The organism is Parafrankia sp. EUN1f (assembly GCF_000177675.1).
GTDB lineage: Bacteria > Actinomycetota > Actinomycetes > Frankiales > Frankiaceae > Parafrankia.
This window is the reverse complement of sequence record NZ_ADGX01000217.1, coordinates 1-11,611: the sequence shown is the minus strand read 5'-3', so window position 1 is coordinate 11,611 and position 11,611 is coordinate 1. Positions and strand designations below refer to the sequence as shown.

Sequence of the window (11,611 nt, the reverse complement as noted above, 5' to 3'; positions counted from 1 at the left end):
CGCACTCGGGTGCGCACGCCTGGGAGACCGTCCGCCTGCGGTCTTTCGGTCTGCCGGGTTGTTCGCCGGTCGCCAGCGGGTCAGTTGCGCATGTTGGCGCCGCCGTCGATCGCCCAGACCTGGCCGTTGATCCATTCGGCGTCGTCGGAGAGCAGGAACGCGACCACCGCGGCGAGGTCGCTCGGGCGGCCCAACCGGGTCGTGGGCACCCGGTCGAGGAACATCTTCTGCAGGGCGAGGTCGTTCTGCTGTTCCTGTAGCTCGCCCATGACCAGGCCGGGCATCACGCAGTTGCAGCGCACGCCCGCCCGGCCCCAGTTGGTCGCGATGTGCCGGGTGAGCGCGTTGACAGCCGACTTGGAGGCCCCGTACGCGGGCCTTTTGCCGTCGCTGGCGCTGACGGACGCACCCGACGAGGTGTTGACGATGCTGCCGCCGCCGTTCGCGAGCAGGTGCGGAAGAACCGCGCGGGCCGTCCGGACGAAGCCGACCACGTTGACGTCGAGCGTGCGGGTCCACACGTCGAGGTCGGTGTCGAGCAGGGTCCGGTCCCGCCCGAGGTTGCCGGGGGAGAGGTCCGCGCCGACGTTGAACAGGCCGTCGACGGCACCGAAGCGTGCGATCGTCGCGTCGACCAGCGCCTGGACGGACTCCTCGTCGGCGAGGTCGAAGTGCACCGCGATCGCCTGGCCGCCGATCCTGGTTATCCGCTCGACGGTCGCCTGCGCACCGGCGAGGTTGATGTCACCGACGACGACGCCCGCGCCCTCCTCTCCCAGCCTGAGTGCGGCCCCGGCGCCGATACCGGTCGCGCCCCCCGCCACGATGAACGACCTGTCTGCGAGTCCGCGCATGTCCGTGCTCCTCATCCCATCCACTGGCCGCCGGCGACGTCGATGGTCTGGCCGCACATGTAGTTGGCGGCGTCCGAGGCGAGGTAGGCCACCATGTTGGCGACCTCCTCCGGCAGGCAGACCCGCCCCAGCTGGACCTGGTGCTCGATGGAGTTCAGTACCGCGGTGCGGCCCACCAGGTCGTGTTCGTTCTGCGGGTCGAGAACCCGCTGCCGCAGGGTTGGATTGATCATGATTCCGGGTGCCACGCCCAGGACGTTGACACCGCGCGGTGCCACCTCGTGCGCGAGGTTGCGGGTGAAGCCGATGACCCCGGCCTTGCATGCGCAGTAGACCGTCAGGCCCTTCTGCTGGATGCGTCCGCCGACCGCCCCGATGTTGAGGATCCGCCCCGACCCCTGCGGCAGCAGGTATTCCAGCGCGGCATGGGCGCCGTACATCATCATGGTCAGGCTGCCGAGCACCGTCCGGTCGATGTCGTCCTTGCTGTGCTTCTCGAACGGGCCGCCGACGACCATCACGGGGTTGTTCACCATGATGTCCAGCCCGCCGAGTGCCTCGTGGCTTTCCTGCACCGCACGGTGCACCTGATCCCAGTCCGACATGTCGGCGAGGACGGGGAATGCCTTCACTCCCCACCGCTGCTCGATCTCCGCGGCCCGCTTCTCGACCTTCCAGAAAGTGCGCCCGATCAGCGCGACATCGGCCCCGAGGCCAGCCAGGCGATTCGCGATGGCCTGGCCCAGTCCGTCGCCGCCCGCCCCGGTGACGATCGCCTTTCTGCCACTCAGGTCGAGCAGCTCCGAAACCCGCATCCCGATGGTGTGGGTGGGCAGGCGGTCAAGCCCCAGTTCCTTCGCCCAGTCACGGTCATCCGGTTCCATGAATCTCTCCGCTCTGCATTGGCGGTGGGTGTCGAGCCTTTTCCGCCGTCGACTCGGACCCGCGCCGGCCCTGCCTGCGGACCGTGTGGCGCAGATGGCTCATTGCTTTCGGCGGTGCCGGCCGTCGCGAGGATTTTCTGATGCTAGGACGGCGCCGGTGACTGTGACCAATACAACTTTCGGCGGCCAGCTATAACATCTCGGTATGCCGCCCGCTTATCACGATTGCTGGGCCCCGGTAAAGGTGGCCGTTGGCAATTCGAGCGGGGAAGCTGTTCGAGATGCTCGTGCCGGCGCGGTCGGCGCCGCACCGCATCCGCGCGTGGGTGTCTGCGCAGCCCGGGGCTCCCGCGCCGGAGTGCGTTTGGTGCGTAGGGTTGGGAGGGCGGTGTGATCCGAGCTGCCTGGTCGGTGGAGTAAGGCGGGGAGCAGGACGGCCGCAGCTCATCTCATGGGCTTGACCTCGGTGAACGCATCCGGGTCGATGGCGTCACCGCCGCGACCGGTCGAGCGGTCACCGCTGCGCGGGTCAATACCTCTAGACATTTAGGGCGGTGCGGCCTAGGCTGCTCGCGACACGCCACCGCGCCACCGCCAGCCATCGCGGGGGGCGGCGATGGTGCCGTGGGGCGTTCGACGGCCTTGGAGGAGCGGATCGATGGTGGACATGCCTCCCGAGTCGGGAGTCGCCCTTGACCGCGACGGCTGCCTGCTGCGGATCGGCCTGGACCGCCCGCAGCGGCGCAACGCCCTCGACACGGTGGCGGTGCGGCGGATCATCGACGCCCTGGAGGAGGCCTCGACCGACGACACGCTGCGGGTGGTGCTGATCGAGACGCGCGGCCCGCACTTCTGCTCCGGGGCGGACTGGGTCAGCTCCAACACCTCCGGCGCTGCCCGGCCGCGCCCCGGCAGCGTGCAGCGCCGCACGGCACTGCAGGCACACCGCCTGATCCAGCTGGTGTCGGAGGTGCAGCTGCCGGTCGTCTGCGCGGTGCGCGGTTACGCCGCCGGCCTCGGATTCCAGCTCGCGCTTGCCGCGGACTTCACCGTCGCCGCCGAGGACAGCACGTTCTGGGAGCCGTTCCTGGCCCGTGGGTTCAGTCCGGACAGCGGCGCGACCTGGATGCTGCCCCGCCTCGTCGGGGTCGCGCGGGCCAAGGAGCTGCTGCTGCTCGGCCGGCGCCTGTCCGGTGCCGAGGCCGCCGCCTGGGGGCTGATCTACCAGGCGGTCCCCGACACCGACCTCGACAAGGCGGCCGCGGCCCTGGTGGAGACGCTCGGCCAGGCGGCGACGGTCGCCGTCGGCCTCACGAAGCGGCTGGTCAACCGGGGCCTGGAGCTCGGGCTGACCGAGGCCATGCAGGACGAGGCGTTCGCCCTGGAGCTGGCCTCGCGCACCGCCGACTTCAAGGAAGGACTGCTGGCGTTCAAGGAGCGCCGCCAGCCCGACTTCAGTGGGCGCTGAGCCGACCTCGGTGGGCGTCAGCCGGCGCGAGCACGTTTCCCGGTCAGTCAGGAGATCATGATGTCGACCTACTCGACCATCCGGTACGAGACGGGGCCCGACCGGGTCGCGACCATCACGCTGGACCGTCCGCAGGCGATGAACGCCTTCGACCGGCAGATGTGCGAGGAGATCCGGGACGTCTGGCGGCGGGTCAAGCTGGATCCGGCGGTGAACGCGGTGGTGCTGCGGGCGGCCGGCGACCGGGCCTTCAGCGCCGGGCTGGACGTGAAGAAGGCGTTCGGCCAGCCCGACGACGTGTGGAACCACGAGGATCCGGGCGAGATGCTCAGCCCGAAGTGGCAGAAGTGCTGGAAGCCCGTGGTGTGCGCGGTGCAGGGCATCTGCACTGCCGGCGCGTTCTACTTCCTGAACGAGGCCGACGTGGTGATCTGCTCGAGCGAGGCGACGTTCTTCGACTCGCATGTCACCTATGGCCGGGTGTGCGCGGTCGAGCCGATCGGCCTGATGCGCAGGATCGGCCTCGGGGAGACGCTGCGCATCGCGTTGATGGGCAACGACGAGCGGGTGTCCGCCGAGACCGCGCTGCGGATCGGCCTGGTCACCGAGGTCGTCGAGCGGGCGCAGCTGTGGGACAGGGCCCATGAGATCGCGGCGGGGATCGCCCGGCATCCGTCCACGGCGACGCAGGGCACCGTGCGGGCGATCTGGGAGTCGCTGGACCGCCCGTACCGCGCGGCGATGGAACAGTCGTTGATCTACACCCGGCTCGGCAACGCGGCCGGGATGGCCGAGGCGGAGGCCGCGGCCAAGGCGACCGCCGCGGCGGCCGACGCGGCCGGCACCTCGGCGCCCCGCCCGGCGTGGAGGCTGCGTTGACGCAGCCCATACCGGCACCTGCGACGGCACCCCCCGCGGCGCCGGCATCCGCTCCCGCGCCGGTGGAGCCCTGGGTGTTCGGTGTCGCGCCGCTCGCGCAGACCGCCGAGGCCGCGGCCCGGCTGCGGCGGGTGACCGGGCTGGTGCTCGCGCTCGAACACGAGGATCCGGCGGTCGAGACCCTGCTGGCCGCGCTCGAGGAGGCGGAGCGCAGCCTCGAGCCCCACAGTCCCGCCGGCGGGCCGCCGCGCGTCGGCACCGCTTATGCCGGTGAGGCCGCCGAGGCCGGCAGCGCTGAAGAAGCGGGGGAGGCGCTGAGCGGCCGGGTCTACCTCGATCATTCGCGAAACATCGGCGCCTTCAACCCGATGTTCCCCGAGTACGAGCTCACGGTCGCGGGCGACCACGCCGAGGGCACGGTCACCTTCCCGATCGCCTACGAGGGGCCGCCGGGCCTGGTCCACGGTGGTTTCCTCGCGCTGTTCTTCGACGCCGTGATCCAGCATCACAACTGTGACCTGGGGCTGGCGGGGAAGACGGCGGGCCTGTCGCTGCGCTACCGGCGGCCCACTCCGCTGCTCACCGAGCTGAAATTCGTCCTGAGCCGATCGGCCGACGGGCCGAGGATCTCCTCGACCGGTCAGCTGTTCGCCGGGGATCGCCTGCTGTGCGAGGCGGCGATGGACGCGGTGAAGGGCGATCGATCCCGATTGCCGGCGGTGTCACCGCGGAGGGCGCCATCATGATCGCCACGACCGTCGACGCCGGTGACAGGCTAGCGTTGACCGTCCCGGCGCTGCTGCGCGAGCAGGCCGCGCGCCACGGGTCGCGGGCGCTTCTCACCTGCGACGACGACGTGCTCACCTACGCCGAGGCTGAACGGCGCTCGGGCGAGCTCGCGCGTGGCCTGCTGGCGCTGGGCGTCGGCAGCGGGACGCACGTCGGGCTGCTGTACCCGAACGGCAGCGACTTCGTCGTCGGCTGGCTGGCCGCGGCGCGGATCGGTGCGGTGACGGTGCCGCTGAGCACCTTCTCGACCAGCGCCGAGCTGGGTGCCCTGCTGCGCGGCGCCGATGTCGGGGTGCTGCTGAGCGCCACCTCCTACCGTGGCCACGACTACGTGGCGGCGCTGCGGGCCGCCGTGCCCGAGATCGCGCAGGCCCCACCGCCGTTGTTCGCGCCGTCGATGCCCGTGTTGCGCCAGGTCCTCTTCGGGCCCACCGTCGAGGGTGCCGAGGGTGCCGAGGGTTCTGGGGACGCTGGGGGCGTCGAGGGTGTCGACCCGGCCTGGACGGTGCCGGCGCTGCTGGCGCGGGGCGCCGAGATCGGCGCGGACGTCCTGCTGGCCGCCGAGGACGGTGTGCGGGCGAGCGACCGGATGGTCATCGTGCACACGTCCGGGTCGACGAGCGCGCCGAAGGGCGTGATCCACACCCACGGCGCCCTGATCCGGCACCTGGCCAACCTGAACGAGATCCGCCGTTACACCCCGGACGACTCGCTGTTCTCGAACTCGCCGTTCTTCTGGATCGGCGGCTTCGCCTACGCGCTGCTGGGCACGTTGCTCGCCGGCGGACGGCTGGTCTGCTCGAACGCGACGGCGGCCGCGGACGTCCTGGACGTGCTGGAACGTGAGCGCCCGACGATGGTCAACGGGTACGCCCAGTCGGTGGCGCAGCTGCCCGCGGATCCCACGTTCGCCCGCCGGGACCTGTCGTCCATCCGGCGCGGAAACCTGTACTCGATCATGCCGGCGGACGTCCGGCCGGCTGATCCGCAGCTGCGGCACCAGATGCTCGGGATGACCGAGGCGGGCTCCGTCTGCCTGGTCAGCGAGGACGAGAGTGACCAGCCCGAGCATCGGCGCGGCTCGTTCGGCCAGCCGGCACCCGGCTTCGCGGCCCGCATCGTCGACCCGGCCGACGGGCGTGTGCTGGGCCCGGGCGAGGTGGGGGAGCTTTGGCTGCGGGGCCCGTTCCTGATGGAGGGCTACCACGGGCGGGAGCGGCACGACGTTTTCGACGCCGACGGCTGGTATCACTGCGGTGACCTCTTCCGCGCCGACGCCGACGGGTACCTCTACTTCCAGGGCCGTGACGGCGACGTCATCAAGACGGGCGGGGCGAACGTGTCGCCGGTCGAGGTCGAGGCGACGATCCGGGACGTCGCCGGCCTGACCGCGCATGTGGTCGGTCTGCCCGACGGAGCCCGGGGCCAGATCGTCGCCGCGGCTGTGCGGGTGCCCGCGGGTCGCAGTGTCGACGCCGACCAGCTGCGCCGGCGGCTTGCCGAGCAGCTGTCCGCCTACAAGGTTCCGCGGCGGATCATGCTGCTGGCGGAGCACGAGGTACCGACGATGTCCAGCGGGAAGATCGACGTCCCGGCGCTCAGGGAGCTGCTCCGTGCCGCAGGTTGAGACCGAAGCCGAGACCGAAGCCGAGACCGAAGCCGCAGGTGAGGCGGTGGTCGAGACCGCGGGCGCCGGTGACGACGGCCGGGTCGGCGTGGTGCTGCCGGCGGAGCTGACCATTCCGGCGCTGCTCGCGCTCCGGCGCCGGCTCGACGGCGCGGTCCAGGCGCTCGTGAACGACGACGAGGCGGTCACCTTCACCGAGCTGGACGACGCCAGCCGGGCGCTCGCCGCGGGTCTCGTCGGTGCGGGTGTCAGCAAGGGCAGCCGGGTCGGGCTGGTGATGGCGAACGGCATCGAATGGGCGACGGCGGCGCTCGCGGTGATGCGGGTCGGCGCCGTGCTCGTCCCGCTCAGCACCCTGCTGCGGCCGCCCGAGCTGCTCGCGCAGCTGCGCGTCGCCGCGGTGACCGAGCTGGTCGTGGTGCCGCGGCTGCGCGGCCGCGACTACCTCGCCGAGCTGGAGACGGTCGCGCCCGGGCTGGTCGCCGACGCCCGCGCCGGGCGCCGACACGCGGCGGTCCCGTCGCTGCGCCGGATCTGGCGCTCGGACGAGCTTCCCGACGCGACCAGCACGACCGTGCCATCGGCCGCGCTGCTCGACGTCGTCGATGGCCTGGAGCGCGCCGTCCGTCCCGCCGACGACCTGGTGGTGCTGTTCACCTCGGGGAGCCGCTCCACGCCGAAGGGTGTCGTGCACACCCATGGCAACGGGCTGCGGGCGGTCGCGGCGAGCCTGGATTGCCGGCGGATCGGGCGTGGTGAGCGCCTGTACATCCCGATGCCGTTCTTCTGGACGGGCGGGTTCGGTGGTGGGTTGCTCTCGGCGTTGGTCGCCGGCGCGACCCTGCTGGCGGAGGCGGTTCCCGAACCCGCGCGGACACTGGCGTTCCTGGAACGGGAGCGGGTGACGCTGTTCCGCGGCTGGCCGGATCAGGCGGCCCGGCTCGCGGCGCACCCGGCGTTCGCGGCCACGGACCTGTCGGCGTTGCGCCCCGCGAGCCTTCCCGCGGTGCTGCCGGCGGCGTCCCGGCCGGCACCGGGGGCGCGGGCGAACCTGTTCGGGATGACGGAGACGTTCGGGCCCTACTGCGGTTCGCGGCTGGACACCGACCTGCCGCCGGACAAGCACGGCAGCTGCGGCCAGCCGTTCGCCGGTGTGGAGGTCCGCATCGTCGATCCGGACACCGGGGCGGCGGTCGCGCCCGGTGCCGAGGGGGAGATCCGGCTGCGTGGGCCGAACGTCATGCGCGGCATCATCGGCCGCTCCCACAGCGAGGTGTTCGACGCCGACGGCTTCTACCGGACCGCCGACCGCGGTGCGCTCGACGCTGATGGCTACCTCTGGTACCGGGGCCGCCTGGACGACATGTTCAAGGTCAGCGGCGCGACCGTGTACCCGATGGAGGTCGAGGCGGCCCTGCGCGCACTGCCCGGTGTCGCCGACGCCTACGTCACCGACCTGCCCGCGGGTGGCGCGGACGGTGCGGGTCGCGAGGGTGGCGCGGATGCGCGGGAGGTCGCGGCGGTCGTCGTCAGCTCCGCGCACGACCCGGAGCAGCTCACCGAGCAGGCCCGGGCCCGGCTGAGCAGCTTCAAGGTCCCGACCCGCTGGCTCGTCCTGGGCGACCCGCACCGTGTGCCGCGGCTGGCCAGCGGGAAGGTCGACATCAACGCGCTGCGCCGCCTGCTCACCGAGGAGGGCGTGGCCGGCCCCCGGAGGTGACGTCGCCGCCGACGCGGCCGGTCAGCCGCGTCGGCTGGTCGGTCGGTCGGGACCGCCGTACTACAGCGTCATGTGCGAGATTCGGTAGTCTGCGTGTAATGAACAGCGAAGCCGCCATCGAGCCGAGCCCGGACGACGACGAGGAGCCCGGTGCCGACTGGCAGCGGCGGGTCGTCGGCCGGTCGCTGAGCAGTGCCCAGCGGCGGTCGATCGACCGCGGTGCCCGGCTCATCCGCGCCGCCGCGACCGTCCTGGAGCGCACGAACGGCCAGTCGCTGACCGTCCAGGACGTCGCCGACGAGGCCGGGCAGTCCCTGCGGACGCTGTACCAGTACTTCGCCAGCAAGGACGATCTGCTCCTCGCCGTGTACGAGGAGGCGATGCGCACCTACGCGCGGTTCGTCCGCGCGGCGATCGCGGTCCTGGAGGACCCGGTCGAGCGCCTGGCCGGCGGTGTGATCGCCGCCGCGCGGATGCCCGCGCTGCACGACAAGGCGGGTGTCGACCGGGGCCTGTCCCAGCTTCGGATGCAGATCGGCCAGGTCGATCCCGAGCTGATCGCCCGGTCACAGGCACCGGTGACGACCCTGTACCGGGAGCTGATCGGCGAGGCGATGGCGGCGTCGGGCATCCAGGCGCCGTTCGGTGTCGACCAGGCCACGTACTTCCTCTCCTCCGCGCGCATGTCGCTCGTCAGGTCGGCGACGGTCGGCGACGAGTACGGGCTGGGGCTGCCCGACGTGATCGACCTGTCCGTCTTCTGCCTGGGTGGCCTGGGCATCGTCCGGGCGCGGGAGTGGCACAGCAAGGTCGACGAGGCGCTCGCGCTGGTCGGTGAGGGCCGCTCCATCCTGCGCCGGCTGGCGAGGGAACCGGGCCGCTCACAGCAGTAGGCGGGCTGGCTGACGCCCGAGGTCGGCTACGCCCGGCGTCGGCTACGGCCGGGCCGGCGGGAACACCTCCCGGCCGAGGATCATGGGCAGGTCGAGGAACGTCCGGATGCCCGGCGCCGCCTGGCACACCGGCGCGATCGCGTGGACGGCGTGCATGGCGGTGCCCAGGCAGCCCTGGTCGTTCTCGTCCTCGTCGTGGACGGCGATGGTCGCCTCTAGCCGCATCGACGGCTGGCCCTCGACGCTGACCCGCCAGCCGCGCCCGGTCGGCCAGTCCGGTGCCTGCCCGTGCCCGACCCGGGTGATGTGCTCGACGGTCAGCGCGTGCCGGCCCCCGATGACGGCGGTGCAGGAGAAGCGCTGGGCCGACACCGTCCCGGCCTCGATGCGGCCGGCGGTGATGTCGAAGGCCGCCGGGGCGAGAGCGACCGACCGGTCATAGCTGAAGTCGTCGATGGTGGCGCCGAGGCCGTCCGCCACCATCATGATCGGCGCGTGGAAGACGGCACCGGCGATCTTCGGGTCGGCCATCGGGACGGGGGCGTCCGGGAGCTGGCCGAAGCCCATGATGTCGAAGAGCATCGGGGCGCTGTCGTAGGTCGAGTAGTCCAGCAGCTCCTGGACGAGCAGCGAGTCGATCCGCCGGAACAGCGGCGACATCGTCAGGGGGAGTACCTCGGCGGCCCAGCCCGGCTCGATCCCGGTCCCGTGGAAGGAGACCCCGCCCGCGGCGCAGGCCTCCTCCAGCCGTGCGACGGCCGCCGGCCCGGAGCTGCGCGGGTAGATGAGGGAGGTCACCGCGGTGGAGATGACGTTCTTGCCCGAAGTGAGCAGGCGGCAGATGTCGTCGAGCGCGCCGCCGGGGTTCATCTCGCCCTGGGCCATGTACAGCACGCAGTCCGCGTCGAGGGCCAGGATCTCGTCCTGGTCGCGGGTCGCCCGGACCCCGATGTCGCCGAGGCCGCACAGCTCGCCGACATCCCGGCCGTGTTTCGCCTCGCTGTAGACGAGCGCGCCCACCAGCTGTAACTGGGAGTGCTGGTGCACGGCCCGCAGCGCGTGCCGCCCCACGGAGCCCGTGCCCCACTGGACCACCCGAAGCACAGGCACCTCCGATTCTCGCCGGGACCTGATCCCGGCCGGTGCCTGTCAAAATATCTAGATGTAATGATTGGCGCAAGGGGGTCCGTTACCTGCCGGCGCGGGCGGCGGCCCAGCTCTCGCGGTTCGCCAGCGCGGCGTCGAGGATCGGCTTCCAGCGCTCGACGGTCTGGTCCCGCACGTTCATGTCGAAGCTGGTGGACGTGCGGAACTCCAGCACCTCCGCACCGTCAGGGCCGGCGGTGTAGGTATAGGGCGCGTCCGCCGCGACGAAGAACCCGTCGCCCCTGCCCAGGGTGCGGCTGCCCATGATGATCTCGCCGGACAGGACGTAGTAGAGGCAGTCCGCGGAATGGCTGTGCCGGGGCAGGCGGAAGCCCGCGCCGAACCACGAGTGGACGAGGCTGAACCCGTTCGGCCCCTCGCCCTTGAACGGCACGGTGACGTGCTGCCCGTCCGCGATCGGGCTGATGTCGAGGTTGGTGTAGACCTCCCGGTCGATCCGCGGCGGTGACATCATCCCGTCGTCGTCGAGCGTCGGCGCGCCCGCCGAGGTGAAGAACGACATCCTGCTGCTGCGCTCGTCGGCAGACATGGCCTCTCCTCGCCGCCGGGCCGCCGTCGGACGCGCGCGGGGTGCGCGTGCGGACGTCCAGGTCGCTCCCGGCCACTATCTCGGTGTCGATGTCGACATCGATAATGTTGAGAGGGCTGCGCCGCGTCAAGTCACGTCAGGCGACATCGGGACTGGGCCGCGAGCGTGGCGACCGTGGTCGCGGCGACTCCGCGACTCCGCGACTCCGCGGTTCCGCGGAACCGCGGGGCCGGAACCTCACGGTTCGGGGATCTCGAAGTGTTCGTCGCGGAGTTCGAAGGCGCGTTTGACGCCGTGTTGGGCGCGGGTCTTGACGAAGTTGTATTCGTTGTCTTCGAAGCTGAGGTTGGTGCCGTAGGCGTGGAAGAGGTAGCTGAGGACTTCTTCGCCTTGGTAGCCCTGGAGTTGTTCGACGAGGCGGAAGGCTTCCTTGGCGATGACGATGCCGTCGGCGGGCATGCGGGAGACTTTGCGGGCCCACCATTCGGCGCGGGTGGGGACGTCGGTGTCGGGGACGGTTTCGGTGAAGATTCCGCGTTCGGCGAGTTCGGTTCCGGTGAGGAGGTCGCCGGTGAGGAGCATGCGTTTGGCGAGGACGGGTCCGAGTCGGTGGAAGAACAGGTGGAGTGAGCCGAGTGCGGGGCCGAGGAAGCGGGTGGCGGGCATGCCGAGGCGGGCGTTCTGGCCGACGACGGCGATGTCGGCCATGAGGGCGATCTCGAAGCCGCCGCCGAGGGCGAGGCCTTCGACCTGGGCGATGGTGGCTTTGGGGTAGCCGAGGAACTCGTGGTAGAAGGCGAA

The 11,611-nt window shown here is 71.4% G+C and carries 11 protein-coding genes; 6 read left to right on the top strand and 5 right to left on the bottom strand.

Annotated features, from left to right (window positions below):
- Nucleotides 1-80: 80 nt before the first annotated feature.
- Both FREUN1FDRAFT_RS35375 and FREUN1FDRAFT_RS35370 read right to left on the bottom strand, forming a co-directional pair.
- Nucleotides 81-854 carry an SDR family NAD(P)-dependent oxidoreductase gene (locus FREUN1FDRAFT_RS35375; protein ID WP_006545195.1) on the bottom strand — a complete coding sequence of 258 codons (774 nt, stop codon included), beginning with the start codon at nucleotides 852-854 and terminating at the stop codon, nucleotides 81-83.
- Nucleotides 855-865: 11 nt separating this feature from the next.
- A complete protein-coding gene (locus FREUN1FDRAFT_RS35370) occupies nucleotides 866-1,738 on the bottom strand; it encodes an SDR family NAD(P)-dependent oxidoreductase (protein ID WP_006545194.1) in 873 nt (290 codons plus the stop codon).
- Nucleotides 1,739-2,396: 658 nt separating this feature from the next.
- Between FREUN1FDRAFT_RS35370 and FREUN1FDRAFT_RS35365 the strand changes: the two genes are divergently transcribed.
- From FREUN1FDRAFT_RS35365 to FREUN1FDRAFT_RS35340, 6 genes are all read left to right on the top strand, one after another.
- Nucleotides 2,397-3,206: an enoyl-CoA hydratase/isomerase family protein gene (locus tag FREUN1FDRAFT_RS35365; RefSeq protein WP_006545193.1), complete on the top strand. Its 810-nt coding sequence runs from the start codon at nucleotides 2,397-2,399 to the stop codon at nucleotides 3,204-3,206.
- A 57-nt stretch (nucleotides 3,207-3,263) separates the two neighbouring features.
- Nucleotides 3,264-4,085, top strand: a complete 822-nt coding sequence (locus tag FREUN1FDRAFT_RS35360) for an enoyl-CoA hydratase/isomerase family protein (protein WP_035957175.1) — start codon at nucleotides 3,264-3,266, stop codon at nucleotides 4,083-4,085.
- On the top strand, nucleotides 4,082-4,831 hold the full coding sequence (locus FREUN1FDRAFT_RS35355) for a hypothetical protein (RefSeq protein ID WP_232295568.1): 750 nt from the start codon (nucleotides 4,082-4,084) through the stop codon (nucleotides 4,829-4,831). Before FREUN1FDRAFT_RS35360 ends, FREUN1FDRAFT_RS35355 begins: the two co-directional genes overlap by 4 nt.
- Nucleotides 4,828-6,501: a class I adenylate-forming enzyme family protein gene (locus FREUN1FDRAFT_RS35350; protein WP_006545190.1), complete on the top strand. Its 1,674-nt coding sequence runs from the start codon at nucleotides 4,828-4,830 to the stop codon at nucleotides 6,499-6,501. The genes FREUN1FDRAFT_RS35355 and FREUN1FDRAFT_RS35350 overlap by 4 nt, the downstream gene beginning before the upstream one ends.
- Before the next feature lie 91 nt (nucleotides 6,502-6,592).
- Nucleotides 6,593-8,221 carry a class I adenylate-forming enzyme family protein gene (locus FREUN1FDRAFT_RS35345; RefSeq protein WP_369809851.1) on the top strand — a complete coding sequence of 543 codons (1,629 nt, stop codon included), beginning with the start codon at nucleotides 6,593-6,595 and terminating at the stop codon, nucleotides 8,219-8,221.
- A 98-nt stretch (nucleotides 8,222-8,319) separates the two neighbouring features.
- Nucleotides 8,320-9,114 (top strand): TetR/AcrR family transcriptional regulator, encoded by a 795-nt coding sequence (locus tag FREUN1FDRAFT_RS35340; RefSeq protein WP_006545188.1) that lies wholly within the window; start codon nucleotides 8,320-8,322, stop codon nucleotides 9,112-9,114.
- A 42-nt stretch (nucleotides 9,115-9,156) separates the two neighbouring features.
- On the opposite strand, the gene FREUN1FDRAFT_RS35335 is transcribed toward FREUN1FDRAFT_RS35340, so the two are convergent.
- From FREUN1FDRAFT_RS35335 to FREUN1FDRAFT_RS35325, 3 genes are all read right to left on the bottom strand, one after another.
- Nucleotides 9,157-10,224, bottom strand: a complete 1,068-nt coding sequence (locus FREUN1FDRAFT_RS35335) for a dihydrodipicolinate reductase (RefSeq protein ID WP_232295567.1) — start codon at nucleotides 10,222-10,224, stop codon at nucleotides 9,157-9,159.
- Nucleotides 10,225-10,303: 79 nt separating this feature from the next.
- Complete coding sequence (locus tag FREUN1FDRAFT_RS35330) at nucleotides 10,304-10,810, bottom strand: cupin domain-containing protein (protein ID WP_006545186.1); 507 nt, start codon at nucleotides 10,808-10,810, stop codon at nucleotides 10,304-10,306.
- 237 nt (nucleotides 10,811-11,047) lie between these two features.
- A partial coding sequence (locus FREUN1FDRAFT_RS35325) for an enoyl-CoA hydratase-related protein (RefSeq protein WP_006545185.1) occupies nucleotides 11,048-11,611 on the bottom strand: 564 nt, incomplete at its 5' end.